The sequence below is a fragment of the Brevundimonas sp. Leaf363 genome (assembly GCF_001424025.1).
Taxonomy (GTDB): domain Bacteria; phylum Pseudomonadota; class Alphaproteobacteria; order Caulobacterales; family Caulobacteraceae; genus Brevundimonas.
Genome location: NZ_LMPZ01000001.1, coordinates 44,751 through 65,434, shown reverse-complemented (window position 1 = coordinate 65,434; position 20,684 = coordinate 44,751). Strand labels below are relative to the sequence as shown.

General features: G+C 69.5%; 19 protein-coding genes and 2 tRNA genes. 8 read left to right on the top strand and 13 right to left on the bottom strand.

Features of this window, described 5'->3' with window-relative positions; all coding sequences use genetic code 11:
- Positions 1–78 precede the first annotated feature (78 nt).
- Complete coding sequence (locus ASG17_RS00340; protein WP_056097914.1) at positions 79–477, bottom strand: YkvA family protein; 399 nt, start codon at positions 475–477, stop codon at positions 79–81.
- A 54-nt stretch (positions 478–531) separates the two neighbouring features.
- Between ASG17_RS00340 and ASG17_RS00335 the strand changes: the two genes are divergently transcribed.
- From ASG17_RS00335 to ASG17_RS00320, 4 genes are all read left to right on the top strand, one after another.
- A complete protein-coding gene (locus tag ASG17_RS00335) occupies positions 532–1,314 on the top strand; it encodes an SDR family oxidoreductase (protein WP_056097912.1) in 783 nt (260 codons plus the stop codon).
- Between the two features lie 134 nt (positions 1,315–1,448).
- A tRNA-Gly gene (locus ASG17_RS00330) sits at positions 1,449–1,523 on the top strand.
- Positions 1,524–1,708: 185 nt separating this feature from the next.
- The gene (locus tag ASG17_RS00325; protein WP_056097910.1) at positions 1,709–4,012 is read left to right on the top strand and encodes a TonB-dependent siderophore receptor; all 2,304 of its coding nucleotides are present in this window, start codon (positions 1,709–1,711) and stop codon (positions 4,010–4,012) included.
- Between the two features lie 204 nt (positions 4,013–4,216).
- Positions 4,217–6,235 (top strand): ATP-binding protein, encoded by a 2,019-nt coding sequence (locus tag ASG17_RS00320; protein ID WP_056097908.1) that lies wholly within the window; start codon positions 4,217–4,219, stop codon positions 6,233–6,235.
- Here ASG17_RS00320 and queG read toward each other — a convergent pair.
- Positions 6,232–7,323: a tRNA epoxyqueuosine(34) reductase QueG gene (gene queG, locus ASG17_RS00315; RefSeq protein ID WP_235560323.1), complete on the bottom strand. Its 1,092-nt coding sequence runs from the start codon at positions 7,321–7,323 to the stop codon at positions 6,232–6,234. The two genes, ASG17_RS00320 and queG, sit on opposite strands and share 4 nt — an antisense overlap.
- Before the next feature lie 50 nt (positions 7,324–7,373).
- Positions 7,374–8,045 carry a glutathione S-transferase family protein gene (locus tag ASG17_RS00310; protein WP_056097904.1) on the bottom strand — a complete coding sequence of 224 codons (672 nt, stop codon included), beginning with the start codon at positions 8,043–8,045 and terminating at the stop codon, positions 7,374–7,376.
- 52 nt (positions 8,046–8,097) lie between these two features.
- On the opposite strand from ASG17_RS00310, the gene ASG17_RS00305 reads away from it, so the two are divergent.
- On the top strand, positions 8,098–8,544 hold the full coding sequence (locus tag ASG17_RS00305) for a MarR family winged helix-turn-helix transcriptional regulator (protein WP_056097902.1): 447 nt from the start codon (positions 8,098–8,100) through the stop codon (positions 8,542–8,544).
- Here the strand turns inward: ASG17_RS00305 and ASG17_RS00300 are convergent.
- Positions 8,541–9,227 (bottom strand): glutathione S-transferase family protein, encoded by a 687-nt coding sequence (locus ASG17_RS00300; protein WP_056097901.1) that lies wholly within the window; start codon positions 9,225–9,227, stop codon positions 8,541–8,543. The genes ASG17_RS00305 and ASG17_RS00300 overlap by 4 nt on opposite strands.
- Positions 9,228–9,289: 62 nt before the next feature.
- Positions 9,290–10,252 carry a cation diffusion facilitator family transporter gene (locus tag ASG17_RS00295; protein WP_056097899.1) on the bottom strand — a complete coding sequence of 321 codons (963 nt, stop codon included), beginning with the start codon at positions 10,250–10,252 and terminating at the stop codon, positions 9,290–9,292.
- 129 nt (positions 10,253–10,381) lie between these two features.
- On the opposite strand from ASG17_RS00295, the gene ASG17_RS00290 reads away from it, so the two are divergent.
- Complete coding sequence (locus ASG17_RS00290) at positions 10,382–11,533, top strand: citrate/2-methylcitrate synthase (RefSeq protein ID WP_056097897.1); 1,152 nt, start codon at positions 10,382–10,384, stop codon at positions 11,531–11,533.
- A 31-nt stretch (positions 11,534–11,564) separates the two neighbouring features.
- Positions 11,565–12,374 (top strand): undecaprenyl-diphosphate phosphatase, encoded by an 810-nt coding sequence (locus ASG17_RS00285; RefSeq protein ID WP_056097895.1) that lies wholly within the window; start codon positions 11,565–11,567, stop codon positions 12,372–12,374.
- On the opposite strand, the gene ASG17_RS00280 is transcribed toward ASG17_RS00285, so the two are convergent.
- Positions 12,371–13,366: a complex I NDUFA9 subunit family protein gene (locus tag ASG17_RS00280; protein ID WP_056097894.1), complete on the bottom strand. Its 996-nt coding sequence runs from the start codon at positions 13,364–13,366 to the stop codon at positions 12,371–12,373. The genes ASG17_RS00285 and ASG17_RS00280 overlap by 4 nt on opposite strands.
- A gap of 100 nt (positions 13,367–13,466) precedes the next feature.
- Between ASG17_RS00280 and ASG17_RS00275 the strand changes: the two genes are divergently transcribed.
- On the top strand, positions 13,467–13,898 hold the full coding sequence (locus tag ASG17_RS00275; protein ID WP_056097892.1) for a DUF488 family protein: 432 nt from the start codon (positions 13,467–13,469) through the stop codon (positions 13,896–13,898).
- A gap of 69 nt (positions 13,899–13,967) precedes the next feature.
- Here ASG17_RS00275 and ASG17_RS00270 read toward each other — a convergent pair whose 3' ends face one another.
- The 7 genes from ASG17_RS00270 to ASG17_RS00240 all read right to left on the bottom strand — a co-directional run bounded on the left by ASG17_RS00270 (position 13,968) and on the right by ASG17_RS00240 (position 20,663).
- Positions 13,968–15,902 (bottom strand): M1 family metallopeptidase, encoded by a 1,935-nt coding sequence (locus tag ASG17_RS00270; RefSeq protein WP_056097890.1) that lies wholly within the window; start codon positions 15,900–15,902, stop codon positions 13,968–13,970.
- A 50-nt stretch (positions 15,903–15,952) separates the two neighbouring features.
- Positions 15,953–17,203 carry a multidrug effflux MFS transporter gene (locus ASG17_RS00265; protein WP_056098872.1) on the bottom strand — a complete coding sequence of 417 codons (1,251 nt, stop codon included), beginning with the start codon at positions 17,201–17,203 and terminating at the stop codon, positions 15,953–15,955.
- Positions 17,204–17,297: 94 nt separating this feature from the next.
- A tRNA-Leu gene (locus ASG17_RS00260) sits at positions 17,298–17,381 on the bottom strand.
- Positions 17,382–17,625: 244 nt separating this feature from the next.
- Complete coding sequence (locus tag ASG17_RS00255; protein WP_056097888.1) at positions 17,626–18,219, bottom strand: hypothetical protein; 594 nt, start codon at positions 18,217–18,219, stop codon at positions 17,626–17,628.
- A 262-nt stretch (positions 18,220–18,481) separates the two neighbouring features.
- Entirely contained in the window at positions 18,482–19,297 is an 816-nt protein-coding gene (locus tag ASG17_RS00250; protein WP_056097886.1) for an energy transducer TonB, read from the bottom strand.
- 62 nt (positions 19,298–19,359) lie between these two features.
- Entirely contained in the window at positions 19,360–20,139 is a 780-nt protein-coding gene (locus ASG17_RS15310; protein ID WP_056097884.1) for a hypothetical protein, read from the bottom strand.
- The gene (locus ASG17_RS00240; protein ID WP_235560322.1) at positions 20,136–20,663 is read right to left on the bottom strand and encodes a CcdC protein domain-containing protein; all 528 of its coding nucleotides are present in this window, start codon (positions 20,661–20,663) and stop codon (positions 20,136–20,138) included. The genes ASG17_RS15310 and ASG17_RS00240 overlap by 4 nt, the downstream gene beginning before the upstream one ends.
- Positions 20,664–20,684 lie beyond the last annotated feature (21 nt).

Sequence of the window (20,684 nt, the reverse complement as noted above, 5' to 3'; positions counted from 1 at the left end):
CAAATTCGAGTGCGGCGGCTGGGGCTAGCCCCCTCCACCGCAGAGCGGTCCCCCTCCCCCAATGGGGGAGGATCTAGCCTAGCGCTCCTTCAGCTTCTTCAGCGCAGCCTTGGCCTGATCCCGATGTCGCGCCTTGATATTGGCCCCCAGGGTGGCGATCAGGGCCGCGAAGACGGCCGCGTCGTCCGTGAAGCCGATGCCGGCGAAGATGTCGGGAATGGCGTCTATGGGCAGGACGAAATAGGCCAGCGCCCCCAGCATCATGCCCTTGGCCGCCACCGGCGTATCGGGGTCGCGCGCCGAGAAATATACGCTGAGCGCCTGGCCGGCGAAGGGAATGCCGGCGGCGGTGCGGGCGATCTTGGGCCAGAACCCCTTCTGTACCCGCATCTCGTTGATGCGCTGCACGGAGGGGACAAGGGCGCGGGACGGGTCGAGCGCGTCGTCCGGCGTCATGGGTTTGGCTTTGGCGGTCATGGCGGCTAAATCCCCCACGCAGAAGACTGGTTCACATAGATAGGGGTTCTCGCCATGAAACTCGATGCATCGATCGCCGCGGTCGTCACGGGCGGGGCCTCCGGGCTCGGCGAGGGCACGGCGCGGGCCTTGGCGGCCAAGGGCGTCAGGGTCGCCATCTTCGATCTGAACGTCGAGAAGGGGGAGGCCGTCGCCAAGGACATCGGCGGCGTCTTCTGCGAGGTGAACGTCACTTCGGACGACAGCGTCGCGGCCGGCTTCGCCAAGGCCCGCGCCGCCCACGGCCAGGAGCGGCTGACCATCAATTGCGCCGGCATCGCGACAGGCCAAAAGACCGTCTCGCGCAACCGCGAGACGCAGGAGCCGCGCGCCCACGACATGGCGCAGTTCGAGAAGACCGTCTCGATCAATCTGTTCGGCACCTTCCGCGTGCTGTCGCAGTCGGCGACCGGCATGGTCGCGCTGGACCCGATGGAGGACGGGGAGCGCGGCGCGATCATCAACACCGCCTCGGTCGCAGCCCAGGACGGCCAGATCGGCCAGGCGGCCTATTCGGCGTCCAAGGGCGGCGTCTACGCCATGACCCTGCCGGTTGCGCGTGACCTGATGAACGAGGGCGTGCGGGTCAACACCATCCTGCCCGGCATCATGTGGACGCCGATGATGGCCGGCATGGATCAGAAGGTGCAGGACGCCCTGGCCGCCATGATCCCCTTCCCCAAACGTCTGGGCACGCCCGCCGACTACGCCGCGTTGGCGGTCCATCTGGCCGAGAACACCTACATCAACGGCGAGTGCATAAGGCTGGACGGCGCCATCCGGCTCGCGCCGCGCTGAGGCGCTGCTTGAGCGCGGAACAAGCGCTAGGCCGCGTCGGATCGGGAGGTCCCGAAGGGCCGACGACCGCGGCTGACAAAAAAGGCTTGCCGTCCCGCGAGGTGCTCCGCTATAGGCCCGCCCTCGACTGAGATGCGGGCGTAGCTCAGGGGTAGAGCACAACCTTGCCAAGGTTGGGGTCGGGCGTTCGAATCGCCTCGCCCGCTCCAGTCGAGATTTTCCCGACATCGCGATGATACGCGGCCCGCAACGTCCGGCGCCGGACGGTTTGTCGCGTTCGCGTCTCTGAATCGACGCGGGTTCTTCGTGGAACCGTCAAAGGCGCGTTGCGCCTTGCCCCTAAGCGCTGCCGCAAGGCGGATGGGGATGTCCGCCATGCATCCTGGGGACCTCCATGAAATCCGCACTCCTGCTCGGCGCCGCCGTGGCGCCGCTTCTGTTCGCCTACCCGGCCCTGGCGCAGACCGATCTGGCCTCGGCGGCCCTGGGTGAGCCGACCCAGGTCGCGGACATCATCGTCACCGGCGAACCCGCGATGCGGAACCGCAGCGACGACGTCGTGCCGACCCTGTCGTACGATCTGGAATACTTCCAGCGTTTCGAGCCGCTGACCGTGGGCGACGCCCTGCGCCGCGTGCCCAGCGTCACCTTCCTGTCGGACGTGCTGGAATCGGACGGCGTGCGCCTGCGCGGCCTGGACCCGGCCTATACGCAGATCCTGATCAACGGCGAGCGTGTGCCGGGCGCCGGCCTGGACCGCTCCTTCTTCGTCGATCGCATTCCGGCCGAGTTGATCGAGGGCGTGGAGGTCGTTCGTTCCGCCTCGGCCAACCGTTCGGGCGACGCCGTATCGGGCGCCATCAACATCCTGCTGCGCGACGCCCTGACGCTGGACGGCGGCTATGTTCGCGCCGGCGGCATCCTGCTGAGCGACGACGAATTGAAGGGCACCTTCGGCGCGGTCTACGGCGGCCAGGTCGGCCCCGGCCGGCTGCTGGTCGGCGGCAGCATCCAGGGTCGTCGCAATCCCAAGGAAAAGTTCAGCCAGCGGTTCGACGAGCCCGGCGGCGACCTGGACAATATCGAGGTCCAGAGCGACGTTCGCGACGGCACCGATTATTCGGCCAACGCCTCGTATGAGGTCGATGTCGCGGGCGGCACGCTGCAGCTGAGCGGCCTGTTCGTGCGCACCGACCGGACGCAGAACGAGAACTCGCTGGAGTACAACGGCGGCGCCGAGGACCCGGACGAACTGGCCAAGATCAACGCCAACCCGCTGGACATCCTGACCGACAACTATTCGGTGGGCGCGCGCTACGAGCGCGAGCAGTTCGGTGGCGAGAGCACCTTCCGCATCGGCTACTCGGGCATCAAGGATGACCAGTACGAGCGTGAGGACGAGCTGGACGTCGAGGACGAGGTCGTCGAGGGCGAGATCGTCGACAGCCTGATCGAGGATACCGAGCTGTCGGCCTCGTTCGCCCACGAGTTTGAACTGGCCAACGACACCAAGCTGGAGTTCGGCGTCCAGTACTGGGACAAGAACCGGGACACGGCCATCTACAGCGCCGACGGCGAGGTCGAGGGCGTCTCCAGCTTCCGCATCCTGACGGCGTCGGAGTTCGGCGACTTCGAAGCGGTCGCCGGCGGCGTCAGCACGATCGAAGAGACGCGGATCGACCCCTACGTCATGCTGTCCGGCGAGACGGGCCCGGCCAAATGGCAGGTCGGCCTGCGCTACGAGACCACCAGCACGGACATCACCGACGAGACGGCCGATGACGATCTGCGCAACACCTCGAGCGATTACAACATCCTGCTGCCCTCGGCGAGCGTGCGCTTCGCCCTGTCGGACGCCGACCGGATCACCGCCTCGGTCGCCCGCACGGTGCGCCGCCCGGACTTCAACTTCATCTCTCCGGCGGTGCTGGAAGGCGAGTACGGCGACAACGACTTCCTGGGCAATCCGGACCTGGAGCCGGAGACGGCCTGGGGCGGCGACTTGGGCTATGAGCACCGCATCGGCCGTCGCGGCGTGGTCGGCGTCAACGTCTTCTACCGCAAGGTTTCGGACCTGATCGAGCTGGTGAACACCGGCGACTATTCGGACGAAGCCCTGGGCAATTACGAGGACGCCATCGACGACGGCGCCACGCCGGAAGAAGCGGCCGAGGAACTGACCTCCTTCGTGCTGACAGCGGACAACGTCGGCGACGGCGAGGTCTACGGCATCGAGTTCGACCTCTCCACGCCGCTGGACTTCATCGGCATGGAGAACACGGGCGTTTACGCCAACGTCTCGCTGCTGGACTCCAACGTCGACGACTTCGCCGGTTCGCGTCGGTTCAACAGCCAGTCGAACTATGTCTACAACGTCGGCTTCACCCAGGATCTGCCGGCCTGGGGCGCGGCCTTCGGCGCGAGCTATCGCAAGCAGGGCGACGCCGACAGCCGCATCATCGGCGAGGAGGTCACCACCTCCTACGGCGCCGACCTGGAGATCTTCGTCGAAAAGACCTTCGCCAACACCGTGGTGGTGCGCCTGACGGGTTCCAATCTGCTCGACTCGAGCAAGGACGAGGTGTTCGACAAGTTCAACACCCTGGAGGACCAGATCGACCGCGACTACGACGAGTACGAACTGGAGACCGAAAAGGCCGGTCCTGTGTTCCAGCTGGTCGCCCGCGTCGCCTTCTAGGAACGTCCTCGCGTTTTGATCCGGCGTTCACCTTCGAGCGTCTAAAGGGGCCGGGCGGCGACGCCCGGCCCTTTTTCATCGCGCAAAGGCCACGCTGGACGCTGATCCGCGCGGTCGTTAGTCGCCTGAGGGGCGAGAGCGGTTCGCCTCTTGCACAGCGTTGGACGTCGCGGAGCGCGCGGCGCCATTTTGGGAAAGGCGACGATGTTTCTGGAAGGCCAGATCGATTGGGTGCTGCTGCTGGGCGTGGTCGCCGGCGTCGCGAGCCTGATCGCCATCGTCGCCCTGTGGTTCGCCGTGACCAACCGCGCGCGTCACTCCACGGCCTCCAGCGAGCTGGACCTGGTGCAGAAGGTCGCCGAGGCGGCCGACAAGCGCCTGATGCAGACGCTGAACGCCATACCGGTGGCCCTGGTCGAGACCGATAAACAGGGCAAGTTCGTCTTCGCCAACCGCGCCGCGCACCAGCTGCTGGGCCGCAAGGACGCCGAGCTGATCGGTCTGCGTTTCCACTCGGCGACCTGGGGCATCACCTATCCGGACGGCAGGCCGATCCCCCCTGAGCTTCTGCCCAGCGCCCGCGCGCTGCGGGGTCAGACGGTCAAGGGGTTCCAGCACCTGCTGTCCAACGCCGCCACGCGCCGCAAGATGACGGTGTCGGTCACGGCCATGCCGATCGAGGACGAGTACGGTCGCATCATCGGTTCGACCGCCGCCATCGTCGAGGCGGACGGGCTGGTGCAGCCCGAGACCTATTATTCGCCGGAGCCGACGCCCGCGTCCGAGGCGGTCGCCCCGGCCGAGCCGGCCCCCGCCGCCAGCGACAGCATCGTCCGCCGCGTCTTCGAGGCCGCCTCCAGCGCCCTGGTCGTGGTCGGGACCGACGGCGTGATCCGCGAGGCCAACGCCACCGCCCTGCGCGTGCTGGGCCGCGAAGGCGACGCCGTGGGCCAAGACTTCGCCGATCTGTTCCTGGGCGAGGACGCGCGCGTCGAGGGCCGTCAGGCCCTGCGCGCCGCCTTGAACGCACCGGCGGGCGAGGCCGAGCCGATCACCGCGCGCGACCCCGACGGCGGCGGCGTCCTGTGGCGCATCCTGCCGCTGGACGGCGCCGAGGGCGCCGACGCCCTGCTGCTGGCCGGCGAGCGCTGGGACGAGGTGGCCGAGGCCGAGCCTGAGGCGGTCCATAACGATACGGCTGAGGACGCCGGGGCCGAAGCGCCCCGACCCTCGGACGCCGAGCCGATGGTCGACGAGGCCGCGATCCAGGCGCGCATCGACGCCGCCGTCGCCGCGGCCCTGGACGGCCAGACCCGACCGAACGCCGACGAAGTGACCGAGGCCGCCAGCCGGGAGGCCGAGCGTCAGGCACGCATCGAGGAAGCCCTGGCCGACGCCGCCGAGGCGCGCGCCCTGGCCCGTCAGGCGCAGCTGGACGAACACGCCGCCCGCCAGGCCGTCGAAACGGCCCGCGCCGAGGCGGAGGAGGCTCGCCAGGCCGCCGCCCGCGCCCGGTCCGAGGCCGAGGCCGAACTGTCCGGCGGACGGCGCATGGAGTCGGTCGGACGGCTGACCGGCGGCGTGGCGCATGACTTCAACGCCCTGTTGGGCGTGATGACCTCGGCGCTGGACATGATCCTGCGTCAGGCGGACGACCCGTCGCGGGTCAAGCGTCTGGGCTATGCGGCGCTGGCGGCCGGTCAGCGCGGCGAGGTGCTGACCCGCAGGCTCGCGGCCTTCTCGCAGGGCGAGGACGAGCCTGTGTTGCAGGTGATGGACGCCGGCGTGCTGCTGAAGGCCATGGAGGCGCGGCTGCGCGCCCTGGCGGGGCCGGGCGTGGACCTGTTGATCGAGGGGCCGTCCGATGCCGCGACCGCCCGCCTGGACCCCGTCGCCTTCGAGGGTGCGGTCAAGGCGCTGGTCGCCAACGCCGTCGAGGCGGTGGCCGGCGAAGGCTCGGTCGCCGTGCGGCTGGAGACCCTGATGGAAGGCGGCCTGCGCCTCAGCGTTCGCGACAGCGGGCCGGGCATGGACCGCGAACTGGCGGCGCGCGCGTTGGAGCCCTTCTTCACGACCAAGGAGGGCGCCTCGGGCCTGGGTCTGTCGCAGGCCTACGCCTTCGCCCGCCAGGCGTCCGGCGTCCTGTCGATCGACAGTGCCGAGGGCGAAGGGGCGGAGGTCGCCATCACCCTGCCCAGCGCCGATCAGGGCGCCGCGGGCTAGGCCAGGGCCAGGGCCCATTCGGCCAGGACGTCGGGGTCGACCTCGCTGGTCGGCTCCCCCAGCGCGCCGGGCGCCAGCTGCGCCAACGCCCACACGGCCGCGCCGCGCACCAGCGGCGACGCATCCGTCAGCAGGGCCCGCACCGGCGCGATCAACGCCGCATCGCCTGCATTGCCGGCCGCATAGAGGACGTTCCTCACGAAGCGGTCGCGTCCGATCCGCTTCACCGCGCTCTTGCTGAACAGAGCGCGAAAGGCGGCGTCGTCGAGCGCCAGCAGGTCTGCCAGTCGGGGCGAGACCAGAGCGTCCCGCGCCTGCAGCCGCGCCTCGCGCGAGCCCTGCGCGAACTTGTTCCACGGACAGACGCCCAGGCAGTCGTCGCATCCGTAGATCCGGCTGCCCGTCGCGCGACGGAACTCGATCGGCCAGGGACCGGCGAATTCGATGGTCAGGTAGGACAGGCAGCGCCGGGCGTCGAGCTGATAGGGCGCGGCGAAGGCCTTGGTCGGGCAGGCGTCCAGACAGGCTGTGCACGACCCGCAATGGTCGGTCTCCGCCTCGTCCGCTTCGATCTCGGCTTCACTGAGGATCACGCCCAGGAACAGCCAGTTGCCCAGGTCGCGCGACAGCAGGTTGGTATGCTTGCCCTGCCAGCCCAGGCCGGCGCGCTGGGCCAGCGGCTTTTCCATCAGGGGGGCGGTGTCCACAAAGACCTTCACGTCCTGTCCGGTGCGCGCCGCCACCTGTCCCGCCAGCGTCTTCAATCGACCCTTGATCAGCTCGTGATAATCATCGCCACGCGCATAGACCGACACGTATCCCGCCGACCGGTCAGCCAGCGCCGTCAGCGGATCCTGGTCCGGCCCGTAGTTCAGGCCCAGCACGATGGCGGTGCGCGCCTCGGCCCACATGGCGGTGGGATGGGCGCGCCGTTCCAGCGTCGTCTCCATCCAGCCCATGTCGCCGTGCCGTCCGGCCTCAACGAAGGCTTCCAGCCGCGCGCCCGCCGCCCACGGCGCGGCGGCCGAGGCGAAGCGGCAGGCGTCGAAGCCCAGGGCCTCGGCGCGGCGGCGAATGTCGTCTTTCAAGGGCGGGCTCAAGCCGCCGCCCTAGCACGGGACGGCGGCTTGCGCGCGGGTCAGCCGGCGACGAGCTCCGGCCGCGCGGCCTCGGCGGCCTTGAAGGGGGCCAGCTGGTCGCTCAACGCCCGCTTGAACGCCGGACGCGCCTCGGCCCGCTCGCGATACGCCCGAAGCGCCGGATAGTCGGCCAGGATGTCGGTGTGCCGCAGGTCGCGCAGCACGTGGGTCATGATGATGTCGGCGGCGCTGAACCGGTCGTCGGCCAGCCAGCGACGGTCGGCCAGCGCGGCCTGAAGCTCACCCAGGCGTTCGCGCACCATGGCCTCCACCTCGGGCCGGCGTTCCTTGGCCCACGCCTTGTCCGGGTTGAAGATGTCGATCGCGGCCAGCTGCGCCACCTGCGGCTCCAGGGTGTTCGACGCCGCGAACAGCCAGGTCAGGACCGCCGCCCGCCCGGCCGCATCCCGGGGCATCAGGGCGTCCGACTGTTCGGCGACATACAGGACGATGGCGCAGCTCTCGAACATCTCGACCTTGCCGTCGCGATAGGCCGGCACCTGACCGAAGGGCTGCACCGCCTTATACTGCGGCGACTTGTGCTCGCCGAGGCCCAACAGCCGCTCGTCATAGCCGAGACCCGCTTCCTCCAGGGCCCAGCGGACGCGGATGTCCCGCACCGACCCCTGCGCGAAGGGCGGAACCCATTGAAACGCCGTCACCTGGATCATCGCTCGCCTCGCTGGAGTTGACGAATAGATTGATATCAACATAATTGCGCACGTGTCAAAAGCCGTCGATTTCAGCGCCTACCAGACGACCCTCGCAGTCAAGGATGCCTGTCTGTGTCTGCATACGCAGCGGGCGGCGCGGGTGCTGGCGCGTCGGTTCGACGAGGCGATGCGGCGGGTCGGCCTAACCAGCGGCCAGTTTTCCCTGCTTAACGGCCTGAACCGGCCACAGGCGCCGACGCTGGGCGCCGTGGCGGACCTGCTCGCCATGGACCGGACGACGGTGACGGCCAATCTGAAGCCGCTGGAACGGCGCGGCCTGCTGACCCTGTCGGTCGATGGTGCGGACCGCCGCATCCGCCGGGCGTCCCTGACGGACGCCGGGCGGGCCCTGCTGGGCGAAGCCACGGTCATCTGGCGACGCGAGCACGGCGTGCTGGAAGAGGAACTGGAGGGCGCGGCGCCGCGCCTGCGCGAGGATCTGAGGAAGGTCGCCTAGAAGTCCAGGTCGTCGTACCAGCTGGCCGCCTGCACGCCGGCGAAGCGGTCGGACAGAAGGGGGCGGAAGCAGGGGCGGGACTTCAGCTTGGAGTACCAGATCTTCAGCGCCGGCCAGTTGGCCCAGGCGATCTCGCCGAAATAATCCAGCACCGACAGATGGGCGGCTGCGGCCAGGTCGGCCTGGCTGAGACGACGTCCCGCCAGCCAGTCGCGTTCGGCCAACATGGGCTCCAGCAGGCCCAGCTGAAGCTTCAGCGCCGCGCGGCCGTCACGCAGGGCCTGGGCGTTGGGAGAACCGAGGCGCAGCAGCGGTTTTTCCAGCCGTTCATGCAGCAGGACGGCATCGACCTCGTCCAGGAACTGGCGTTCGAACCAGCCGACCAGACGGCGACACTCGGCGCGCTCGGCCGGATCGGTGGGCATCAGCACCGGCGCCGAAGCCTGGTCCTCGATCCAGCCCAGGATGGCGGCCGGCTCGCACAGGCGCAGGATGCGCCCGGCCGTCGGAACCTCCAGAACCGGCGGCATGCCGGACGGGTTCAGCGTCCGCAGGGGACAGTCCGGTTCCCACGGACGCACCAGGGCCTCGCGAAACTCGACGCGCGCTTCGCCGAGCGCCAGCCGTGCGATGCGCGACGACGGGTCGAAGGGGAAATGCAGAAGCTGCGGGGCCGTGGCCATCCCCGCCCTATGCAGCCGGCCGCGTTAACCGGCCGTATACCGTGTGGCGATCCCGGCCCGGATCAGGACCAGGGTCCGGCGGCCTTCGGCGGATCTGCGACGGCAGGAGGAGCGGAGGCGGGGGCATGGGCTTCCGCCTTACCGCGCGGGTCCGGGTGGATCAGGATGTCGGCCAGGGGCGCGACCTTCAGGACCCGCCCTTCGGCCTCGACCAGGATGGCGTGGGCCTGGTCCAGCGTCAGGTCAGGGTCCAGATCGACGTGCATCTGGACCATGACGACCGTTCCGGACATGCGGGTGCGAAGCTGGTGGACGCCCTGGATCCGGGGATCGGCGAGCACCGCCGTGGCGATGGCGGCTTGTTCGGACGGCGGCAGAGCCCGGTCCAGCAGGTGGTCAGCGGCGGTCTTGAGCAGGCCGAACGCGCCCCAGAACAGCCAGATGACGACGATCAAACCGGCTGCGGCGTCCAGGCCCGGCGCATTCAGCCAGGCGCCCGACGCCACGCCGATCAGCACCACGACGTTGGCGGCCAGGTCAGCGACGTAATGGGCGCGGTCGCCGGCCACGGCCAGCGAGCCGGACGCCTTCAGAGCCGCCGTCTGACGCCAGACCAGCCAGCCGGTGATGCCGATGGACAGAACCATGACGATCACGCCCCACAGGCCGTTTTCGACGGGGGCGGGCCGGATCATCCGGTTGATCGCCTCCCAGCCGATGAAGACGGAGGAGGCGAAGATCAGCCCCGCCTGGACCAGGGCCGCCAGAGCCTCGCCCTTGCCGCGGCCATAGCGATGATCCTGGTCCGGCGGCGCGGCGGCCCAGCGCACGGCGTAGAATGTGGCCAGCGACGCGACCAGGTCCAGCGTCGAGTCCGCCAGCGAGGCCAGGACCGATACCGACCCGGACGCGCCGAGCGCAAAGGCCTTCAGGGCGATGAGCACCACGGCGACGCCCACCGATAGGCGGGTGATGGCCCGGGTGGCGGCATGGACGTCGGTCGTGGCCGAGGGAGCGGCGGTCATTCGCCGCTTCTCGCGCGATTGACTTCACTTGCCAATGGCGGCTTTGGATACCGTCGTTACAAAGCCGACATCAACCCGCCGCAACCCGGTGATTGACTGGCCGGACGCTGAACCGCACCGGGGGGCGCGATGGACGAGCAGGACGAGCGCTGGATCGCGCGCGAGGAGGCGTTGCAGCGTCTCGGCGTGAAGATACAGACCCTCTACGCTTATGTCAGCCGGGGCCGGATCGCCGCCCGGCCGCACCCGGCCGACCCCCGCCGCAGCCTTTACGCCGCCAATGACGTGGCCCGCCTGACCGGCGCGCCCGGCGCGGCCGCGACCCTGTTTCACCCGGGCGCCGCCGCCGGACGGGGCGAGGCCGAAATCCGCTCGTCGCAGAGCGTCATCGCCGACGGTCGCCTGTTCTATCGCGGCCTGGACGCGGTCCAGCTGTCGCAGAGCGCGACCATGGAGGATCTGGCGCGCCGCCTGTGGGACGCGCGCGACGTCAATCCGTTCGCCAACCTGAAGCCCAGGGTGACTGCGGCCCTGGGTCCGTCGCCGCGCGCGCGGCTGATGCAGGCCCTGGCGCGCCGGGCCGACGAGGATGCGGGACGCACGCCCGGCGACCTGATCGCCGAGGCCGCCTCTGTGCTGGACGAGGCCGTCGACGCCGCCGCCGGGCCGGGGCCGCGGCTGCGCCTGCATCAGCGACTGGTGCGCGGCTGGCGAGCGCCCGAGAGCGAGGGCGACCTGATCCGCCGCGCGATCGTCCTGGCCGCCGATACGCCCGACGGTCCCGCCATCACCGCCACGCGCGCCGCCGCCGCCGGGGGCGCGGGACTGGCCGGGTCGCTGCTGGCCGGGGTGGCGACCCTGACCGGCGCGGCCTCGACCCGCGAGGTGGCGCGAGCGTCGGACTATGTGATCCAGGCCCGGCGCGACCCGGCGGGTGCGGCGCGGCAGGTCATCGCCCGGGGCGAGCGCTTCGGCTATGGCGACGCCCGCTTTCCCAAGGGCGATCCGCGCGCGGCGGCCCTGCTGGACGCAGGCGCCTTGCCCTCCGACTGGGCCCGCGTAGTACAGGCGGGCGCCGAGGCGACCGGCCAGGCGCCGGCCCTGCCGATCGCCCTGGCCGCCGTGGCGCGCAAGGCGGACCTGCCGAAGGACGGCGCCCACGATCTGTGGCTGGTGGCGCGGATGGTCGGGCTGCTGGGTCATGCGCTGGACCAGACACGCGACGGCTCGCCGATGCGGGCGCGCGTGCGCTATGTGGGTCCGGGGCCGGGCGCCCACTGATTTGCGCCCTCATCTTTAGCAAGAGCGTGTCATGGCGGACTGGCTGGCGGCGATCATTCTGGGCCTGGTCGAGGGGCTGACGGAGTTCATTCCCGTCTCGTCCACCGGCCATCTGCTGCTGACCCAGCATCTGCTGGGGCTGAACGATCCGCGCTGGAGCTCCTTCGTGGTGCTGATCCAGCTGGGCGCCATCCTGGCGGTGGTGGCGCTGTATTTCCAGCGCCTGTGGGGCGTGCTGATCCGTCTGCCGACCGACCCCAAGGCGCGCCATTTCGCCATCAGCGTCCTGGTCGCCTTCATCCCCTCCCTGCTGGCGGGCGCCTTCCTCTACGACTTCATCAAGGCCTTCCTGTTCGAGAGCCTGGCGACCATCTGCGTTTCGCTGATCGTGGGGGGCTTCGTCCTGCTGGCGCTGGAGCGGTTCGCGCCCAAGCCGCACACGGGCGACGCCATGGCGCTGAGCTGGCGGCAGTCGGTGCTGGTGGGGCTGTTCCAGTGCCTCTCGCTGGTGCCCGGGGTGTCGCGCTCGGGCGCCACCATCGCCGGCGGCCTGGTGCTGGGCCTTGAGAAGCCGGCGGCGGCCGAGTTCAGCTTCTTCCTGGCCATCCCCACCATGGTCGGCGCCTTCACCTACGACCTGATCAAGGACGGCGGCGCGATCGACATGAACTTCGCCTGGATCATCGCCATCGGCTTCGTGGTGTCGTTCCTCAGCGGCCTGCTGGTCATCCGCTGGATGCTGGGGTTTGTCGCCCGGCACGGCTTCACGCCCTTCGCCTGGTGGCGGATCGCGGTGGGCCTCGCCGGTCTGGCCGCCCTCTACGGCGGCGTCCTGGCCTAGGCCGGCAGGGCGATTTCGGACGCGCGCGAGGGGTTCTCGGCGAACTGGCCGCCCTTGCGATAGCGCCACAGATAGCTGGGGGCGATGGCCTCCAGGCCCGTCGGCTCGATGCCGAGGTCGGCCAGCCCCGCCGAACCCGGCGCGGCGACGTTGTCGGTCTTCAGCAGTTTGACCTGGTCCGTCGTCAGCGGCGGGTTCAAGCCCAGGACCGCCAGCGGCTGCATCAGCCCGCCCAGGGTCTCGGCTGCGAAGAAGGGCAGGGGCAGCAGGCCCCGCTTGCGACCCGTCTCGCGCAGCACATACTTCAGGATGTCTTCGAAGCTGTAGGTCGCGGGACCGGCCAGCTCATACGTCTTGCCGGCCGCGTCGGGACGGACGACGGCGCGAGCGATGGCCTCGGCCACGTCGCCGACATAGACCGGCTGGAACTTCGTGTGGCCGCCGCCGACCAGCGGCAGGGCCGGGGCCAGGGTCGCCATCGAGGCGAACCGGTTCAGGAAACTGTCGCCGGCCCCGAAGACGATCGAGGGGCGCAGGATCACCGCGTCGGGATAGATGGCACGCACCGCCGCCTCGGCCTCGCCCTTGGTCCGGGCGTAGGTGGAGGCGCCGTCGGCGTCGGCGCCGATGGCCGACATCTGCACCAGACGGGTCACGCCGGCGGCGCGGGCCTGCTCGGCGATGGTCCGGGCCGCCTCGGCGTGCATCCGCGCAAAGGACCGGCCGGGCGCCTCGTGCAGAACGCCCACCAGGTTGACCACCGCATCGGCGCCGCGCAGGGCGGCCGCAACGTCGGCTGGATTGGTGACGTCGCAGCGCATCAGCTGGATCTGGCCGACATCGCCCAGAGGCTGCAGCTCATTGGCCACCGTCGGCTTGCGCACGGCGACGCGGATACGCCAGCCGCGCTTGGCCAGGGCCCGAACCGCCTGTGAGCCGATGAAGCCCGAACCGCCGAAGAGGGTGACCAGACCGGGGGCGAAATCCGCCATGACGCGCTCCAAAACCTTATGCCAGCGGCTTAGACGAAGCCGCCGGACGCCGCAACGCGGGCCTCTTGGTCGCGGGGCCGTCGGCGCCCATCTGTGGCCGATGAAACTCTTCACCATCGGATACGAGGGCGCGCCCCAGGGCGAGGTCATCCAGCGCCTGAAGACGGCCGGGGTCGAGGTGCTGGTCGACGTGCGGGCCATCGCCGCCTCGCGCCGGGCCGGCTTTTCCAAGACCGTGCTGGGCGCCAGCCTGAACGAGGCGGGCGTCGACTACGTCCACCTGCGCGGCCTTGGCACGCCGAAGGCCGGCCGCGACGCCGCCCGCAAGGGACGGGTCAGCGAGATGCGCGCCATCTACGACGACTGGATGGCGGAGCCGGTCGCCCAGCTGGATTACGCGAAACTGAAAGCCATCGCCGCCGAGCGAAAGGCGGCGCTGCTGTGCTTCGAGGCCGACCACGCGGGCTGCCACCGCGCCGTCCTGGCCGAGAAACTGGCGGCCGAGGACGGCTTCGAGATCGTCAACCTGTAGGCCTGTCCGAAATTGCCCGTCGTCATCCTCGAACTTGATCCGAGGATGACGGCGGTTGGGAGCTGACCCCTACGGCTTGGCCATCAGGGCGTCCACCGACCCGACCGTCACCGAGTGGTACAGCGGCCGGGCCTCGGCGTAGATGCGCCGCGCGATCGGTCGGCCCCAGTCGCCTTCGCCCCACAGGGTGGTGAACAAGGGCAGGACGAATTTGCGGCGACCCTGGCTGGTCAGGAAGCGGTCGGCGGTGGCGACCGCTGGTTCGTAGCGGTGCGCCAGCGCCAGCTGCAGCCAGGCGAAGACGACCTCGCTGTTGCCCTCGTTCGCCAGGTTCAGCGTGCGCTCCAGATCGGCCAGTTGCGCCATCGTCAGGACGTCGCCGGTCACGCCGGGCTTGCGCCAGTTCAGGAAACGCTGGCGCTGCTGGGTGTTCCAGCCGCTCCACGGCACGGCCGAGGCGGGTCCGCCGGCGGCGAAGGCCTGGGCGGCAGCATCGACCGCGACGAAGGCCTGGGATACCGGGGCGACGGCGTTGGACGGCAGGCCGGGCTGGTAGATCCAGGTCTCCAGCTGAAGGCGCTGCTCCAGCGCTGCGTCGCCCTTGACCAGATTCTCGCGGATGTCGGCCAGGAAGCCCACATCGGTCATCGGCTGGAAGGCGTGGCGATCGAAATAGCCGCGCAGCCAGGCGTCGAACCGCTCGCGACCGACCGTCTGTTCGATGGTGCGCAGGAAGGCGGCGCCCTTCTCATAGGCGATGTCCGTCATGCCGTCGTCGGGATCCCGGCCGGTCAGGTCAATGTGCAGCTTGGTGTCGCCGGGCGGCAGCGCAGCCAGTTCGGCCTGCAGCGAATCCCAGCCCAGCGCCTGTTCCTGCAGCGCCCGATCACGGCCGTAGATCGACTCCATGATCCGGTTCTCGAAATAGGTCGTGGTGCCCTCGTTCAGCCAGAAGTCGGCCCAGGTGGCGTTGGTCACCAGATTGCCCGACCAGCTGTGCGCCAGTTCGTGCGCCACCAGACTGACCAGCGACTGGTCGCCGGCGATGATGGTGGGCGTGGCGAAGGTCAGGCGCGGGTTCTCCATGCCGCCGAACGGGAAGCTGGGCGGCAGGACCAGCAGGTCGTACCGGCCCCAGCGATAGGGGCCGTACAGGGCCTCTGCCGCATCCACCATCGGAGCGGTCGGCTCCAGTTCATGCGCGGCGGCGGCCAGGCGGCTGGGCTCGGTGAAGACGCCGGTGCGCTCGTCGATGGCCTGGAAGGCGATGTCGCCGATGCCGATGGCGATCAGATAGGGCGGGACGCGGTGGTCCATGCGGAAGCGCCAGGCGCTCATGCCCGGACCGGCCGGCTCGCCGCGTTCGTTCAGATGCTCGGCGCTCATGACCACGCGCAGGTCCGACGGCGCGACGATGCGGGCGCTCCACGTCTGGCGGATGCCGGGGCTGTCCTGGGTCGGGGCCCAGGTGCGGGTCAGGATCGCCTGGCCCTGGCTGAACAGATAGGGCTTCTGGCCGCCCGCCGTCTGGCTGGGGCTGAGCCACTGCAGGGCCGCCGCGGTCGGACGGGTCGAATAGCGGATGACGATCTGGCGCGTCTCGCCGGCCGCCAGCGGCTGGGCGAAGTGGACCGTCAGCGACTGGCCGAGGAAGGGATCGGCGGCGCCCAGCTCATGACGCAGGGCCTGGCCGCGGATATCGGTGACGGCGCCGATGTCCAGGTCGCGGGTGTCCAGAACGACCTCGGTCGCGCCGGCCTGGCCCGAGACGTCCAGGGTCGCCGTGCCCGACAGGGTTTTGGCGGTGAAGTCGGCGGTGAGGTCCAGCGCCACGTTCAGGACGCGGGCGACCTCGGGCCGGGCGTAGGAGTGGACGTCGTGGGCGTAGGTCATCGGGGCCTCCACGACCGGCATCACGGGCGCATCGGCCATGGTGGCGCAGGCGCCCAGGCCGGCGGCCAGGGTCAGGGCGGCGACGGACGCCAAAGTGCTCAGACGGATCATGCAACGCTCCAGAATAGTCGGGCGGACAGGACGCCGGACCGCCGGAAAGATCAAGTCGTCGCGGATGCCGGTGTAAGGTGACGCTGGCTGAACAGCCGCCCGCGCTCGGCGAACAGCACCGCGCCGATGGCCAGCAGGCCACAGACCGTCAGGCCGGTCACGAAGGGCACGACGGTGCCGTTGAAATGCTGGCCGATGAAGAAGCCGCCCAGCGAGCCGGCGATGGTCGACAGGAAGCCTTGGGCGGAGGAGGCCGTGCCCGCGATATGGCCCATCGGCTCCATCGCCATGGCTCCGAAGTTGCCGGCGATCAGGCCGAAGCAGAACATGGTCAGGCCCTGCAGCACGCCGAAGGTCCAGATGCTTTCATGCCCGCTCAGAGCCACGGCGGCATGCAGGGCGGCGAAGGCGGTGAAGCCCAAGAGCGCCGTATGGGCGATCTTGCGCGAGCCCAGCTTGACCACCAGCCGCGCGTTGACGATCGAGGCGACGGCGATGCCGCTGGCCAGCAGGGCGAAGATCAGGGCGAAGTGCTGCCCCTGGTCGAACACGTCGAAGACGATCTGCTGGGCCGAGTTGATGAAGCCGAACAGGGCGGCGGTGATCGCCGTCATGCCCAGGGTGTAGCCCAGCGAAATCCGGTTGGTCAGGGCCTCGCGGAAGGCCGACAGGATGCGCGTCGGCTCGATCGGCAGGCGGTCCTCGGGGCGCAGGGTCTCGGGCAGGCGAATGTAGGCCCAGACGATCAGGGCCAGGCCCGCGAAGGCCAGCACGCCGAAGATATAGCGCCACGGCGCCACCAGCATGATCAGGGTGCCCAGGCTGGGCGCCAGGATCGGCACGCCCAGGAAGACCAGGAAGCTCAGCGACATGACCTTGGCCATGGTCCGCCCCTCGAACCGGTCGCGCACGATCGACACCGCCAGCACCCGCGTCGCCGCCGAACCCAGCCCCATGGCGAAACGCGCCGCGATCAGCGTCTCGAAGGTCGGCGCCAACGCCGCCATGAGGCTGAACAGCACGTACAGGCCGATGCCGATGAACAGGATCGGACGCCGGCCATAGCGGTCGGCCAGGGGGCCATAGGCCAGCTGGGCGGCGCCAAAGCCCAGCAGATAGGCGGTGACCACCCACTGGCGGCTGTTCTCGTTGGCGACGCCCAGGTCCACGCCGATGTGCGGCAGGGCCGGCAGCATGGAATCGATCGCCAGCGCATTCAGCGCCATCATCAGGGCGATCAGGCAGACGAACTCGACGAAGCCCGGTCCGGCTGACTTCCTGGGCATGGCGATGTCGGTCATCCGGCCCAGATGCGGGCGCGCGAAGCGATGCGCAAGGCGTCCGCCCACGAATTTGCTGCAACGCAGCAATGCATGTCGCCGTCACCTGAAAAGGTGGTGCCCCGGGTCGGACTCGAACCAACACGCCTTGCGGCAGTGGATTTTGAGTCCACCGCGTCTACCATTTCGCCACCGGGGCCGGCGGGCCGCGCAATCTAGCGATGGCGTGGCCGGGGTCAATCGCCGGAGCGGTCCCGCGCCACCCGCCTAATGATCCGGCTCGCCGTCTACGCCAAAGCCGGCCATTCGGAAGCGGACGGTGAACACGACAAGAGCCGGCGATTCTTCCGGGCGTGGCTCGACAAGCGCGCGCCCGACCGATTGCAGGCTGGCGCGACCGAAACCACGATCCCGGGGATATTCCGACTCGACCACGCAGTCGCTCAGCTGTCCGTCGGCGCGGCGACGCAGCTAAGGGTCGCCAGCCCCCGTGTGACGCCCAGGCCCTCGTCGGGGTATCGCGGCCTCGGCTGACGCGCCCAGTCACGTGGCCCAGGCGACGTCGTGATCTGCCCCGCGGCCTCCAGCGCCGCGTCCTGTGGATCGACCAGAGGTTTTCGGCACTTGGTCAGAACCTGATCGATGGCCGCCGGCGAGGACGGCAGCTCCATGACGTATCGCATGCGGCGACCATCCGAGCCCTGGGCGCGAATTTGCAGCGGCCCGCCCTCGCGCAGCCCGCGCGCGAACCGTCCCGGCAACAGGCTGAACACCGTACCTGGGTCGGTCGTCACCGCCCAGGTCGAGGGAGAGAAGTCGTCCCCGTCCGTGTTCGTGTCGAGCGACCGGGTCCATTCGTCTGCGCTTACGGGCAATCCGCTGATGAAGGCGTCCAGATCCCAGGCGCGACAGCGCACCCCGATGATCAGGCCCGGATTGTAGACGACCACCGCCATCAGGAAGCCGTCGCCATCCCGAAGATCCCAGTCCGGCGGCGACTCCGCTTCAGCCTCGGTCGAAGCCGGCGACTGGGCCAAAGCGAACGCAGGCGTGGCCGTGACAATCGCCGCGAGAAGCAGAAGAAGCGTTCGAGCCGCCGTCACCGTAGCCTGGACGCTAATCTGTGACCGCGCAGTTCGGGATCCGGCTGGCGCGAGGATAAAGGTGCGGTCGACGCGGGCTAACCCGGAGTCGGCGAAGCGGGTGGCGGAAGTCAGAAACCGTCGCAGCGTCACCCACATCACCCAAGCTTGGCCCCAATCTCAACCTTAGCGAGCAGCGACAGTGCGTCAAAGGCGCTTATCGAATGCGGAATCGGACGGTGAAGAAGACCATGTGGTCTGGATCGTCGGGCGCCTTGTCCAGCCTGGCGACCCGCAGGGCCTGCAGTACCGAGGCGCCGAACCCCGCGCCGTGAGGACGTTCGTTTTCCACCCGGCAGTCACGAAGCCGGCCGTCGGGCTGAACGAAGCAGCTCATGTGGGCCTGGCCCGATTTCACCCCGCGCTGGGCCGCCTGGTTTGGAAACTGGGCCTGCGGAAGGCGAGACCATTGAGGCAGGAACTCGGGCGCCAGCCAGGATCGCTCGATCAGCGGATCGCGCGGGTCTTCCAGCGGGAGATCGCACGCGGTCAGGGCGGCGTCGATCGCATGCTCGGACGCCGGGAGCGGTAGGCGATACTCCTGACGCGGCGCCTCGCCGTCAGCCGGCACGATGAGGTGGAACATGCCGCCGCGCCGCAGCCGTCGTGCAAGATAGGCTGGCACGGTCGCCAGCGCCCTGGTCGATGGATCGGCGATGCTCCAGCCGGTGCGGACAGGCGTTTCGCCGTCGAAGCCGACCTCCAGAATACGCGTGCCCGATTCGCTGGTCGCGGGCGGCAGATCCAGAAGCAGGACGTCAAAAGCGCCGCGCTTGCAGCGGATCACGAAGCTGGGGGTCTCGTTGAAGGCGGCGTAGGCCGTAACGTCGCGGCCTTCGTCGATCAGATCCCAATCGCTGGGCGGCCCGGCGATCGCCCCAGCCGAAATCTCATGAGGCGGCTGCCGAGCCAAGGTCGGGTCAGACCCGGCCAACGCCATTACGAAGGTCGCGATCCAGGCCGACAGTCGCATTTGGAACAGCCCTCAGGTCGATCGCTTCAACCTTAGCGAGCCACGAGGCGCCGTCAATCGCGTCACTGCAGACGGAAGCGGATAGTGAAGCGGGCGCGGCCCTTGGTGTTCTGCGCACTGTCGGTGGTCAGGCGTGCGGTCCAGCTGGCCTGTAGTGCTTCGCCGCCAAAGCCCATGCCGTAGGGGAACTCGGCTTCGATCCGGCATCCCTCGAGACGCCCGGTGACAAGCACGCCGCAATCCAGGACCGTGGCGCCCTCGGTCACGCGGGCCGCTTCCGCCGCGCGCGGATAGTTCGGCCGGGGGCGCTGCGCCCAGTCGATCGTCCCGGCAGAGCCGGCGGGCAGGACCTCCAGATCCGCCTCATCCTCCAGTGGGCGATTGCAGGCCTGGAGCACCCGGTCGAGCGCGGCCGTCTCGCTGGGCAAGTCCAGTTCCAGCCGGGTGTGACGCCCGGCGGTCGTCGGGGCCCGAACCGTGAATCGCGGACCGGAGCGGAAGCTGCGGGCTGTGCGTGACGGACTGAGCGCGAAAGCCACGCTGCGGTCCTGCGCCACGACCCAGGATGATTCCGCCAGTTCGCCGTTTGGCTGGGTGACTTCCAGCGTGCGGGTGAAGGCGTCCGGCTCGGCGGCCGGAAGACCGGCCAGCAGGACTTGGAAGGCGTTGCCCGGCAGACAGCGCACCGCCAGGGCGGGTCCCGAGGCATAGGCGACCGACGCCATGACCACGCCGTCTCGCTCGACCCACGTCCAGGCGTTTTGCCCCTCCGCGCCCGCCTCCTGCGCCGCCGCCGGGCTGACCGCTAGCAGCAGGGCCAGGGCGGCGAGGGCCGGCTTCACGAGGGGACGGGCTCCACATGCGCGTCCGTGCCGCCGTGCTGGATGCGTTTGGCGCGGATGTACATTTCGATGCGCTGGGCGACGATCATGCCGACGGCGAACATCAGGAAGGCGTCGCCGATGGCCAGGGGGCTCATGTGCCATTCGGCGGCGTGCGCTTCGGTCCAGGGTCGCAGGGCCGAGCGGGCGACGAAGACGGCGATGATCAGCAACACGGCGAGAGGCGAGGCCTGGGCCTTCAGCACGCCCTCCGGCGTCTTTTCGATGGTGACCATGCGGCCGCGCTGCCAGCCGAAGGCGGCGCCGAGCAACAGGCCGATCAGCAGCAGGCTCCAGCCGATGACGCCGAAGGGGGCGTGGCTCACGCCCGGCTCGAACTGGCTGCCCCACAGGCCCAGGCCGATCAGGGGCAGGACGATGGCGGGCATGATCCACAGCCTGTCCGGATGCAGCACGCGCGGCGCGCGGTTCCTGAGCAGCACCACCGGCATCATCACGCACAGGACGATGAGCGGGATCAGCATTTCGGGCTTCATGATGGGTCC

Coding starts and splice junctions, on each gene's coding strand:
- ASG17_RS00290 (WP_056097897.1), top strand. CDS start 10,382: ATGGACGAGCAGGACGAGCGCTGGATCGCGCGCGAGGAGGCGTTGCAG.
- ASG17_RS00320 (WP_056097908.1), top strand. CDS start 4,217: ATGTTTCTGGAAGGCCAGATCGATTGGGTGCTGCTGCTGGGCGTGGTC.
- ASG17_RS00285 (WP_056097895.1), top strand. CDS start 11,565: ATGGCGGACTGGCTGGCGGCGATCATTCTGGGCCTGGTCGAGGGGCTG.
- ASG17_RS00240 (WP_235560322.1), bottom strand. CDS start 20,663: ATGCTGATCCCGCTCATCGTCCTGTGCGTGATGATGCCGGTGGTGCTG.
- ASG17_RS00250 (WP_056097886.1), bottom strand. CDS start 19,297: ATGCGACTGTCGGCCTGGATCGCGACCTTCGTAATGGCGTTGGCCGGG.
- ASG17_RS00295 (WP_056097899.1), bottom strand. CDS start 10,252: ATGACCGCCGCTCCCTCGGCCACGACCGACGTCCATGCCGCCACCCGG.
- ASG17_RS00335 (WP_056097912.1), top strand. CDS start 532: ATGAAACTCGATGCATCGATCGCCGCGGTCGTCACGGGCGGGGCCTCC.
- ASG17_RS00280 (WP_056097894.1), bottom strand. CDS start 13,366: ATGGCGGATTTCGCCCCCGGTCTGGTCACCCTCTTCGGCGGTTCGGGC.
- ASG17_RS00265 (WP_056098872.1), bottom strand. CDS start 17,203: ATGACCGACATCGCCATGCCCAGGAAGTCAGCCGGACCGGGCTTCGTC.
- ASG17_RS00310 (WP_056097904.1), bottom strand. CDS start 8,045: ATGATCCAGGTGACGGCGTTTCAATGGGTTCCGCCCTTCGCGCAGGGG.
- ASG17_RS00340 (WP_056097914.1), bottom strand. CDS start 477: ATGACCGCCAAAGCCAAACCCATGACGCCGGACGACGCGCTCGACCCG.
- ASG17_RS00300 (WP_056097901.1), bottom strand. CDS start 9,227: ATGGCCACGGCCCCGCAGCTTCTGCATTTCCCCTTCGACCCGTCGTCG.
- ASG17_RS00270 (WP_056097890.1), bottom strand. CDS start 15,902: ATGATCCGTCTGAGCACTTTGGCGTCCGTCGCCGCCCTGACCCTGGCC.
- ASG17_RS00325 (WP_056097910.1), top strand. CDS start 1,709: ATGAAATCCGCACTCCTGCTCGGCGCCGCCGTGGCGCCGCTTCTGTTC.
- ASG17_RS00275 (WP_056097892.1), top strand. CDS start 13,467: ATGAAACTCTTCACCATCGGATACGAGGGCGCGCCCCAGGGCGAGGTC.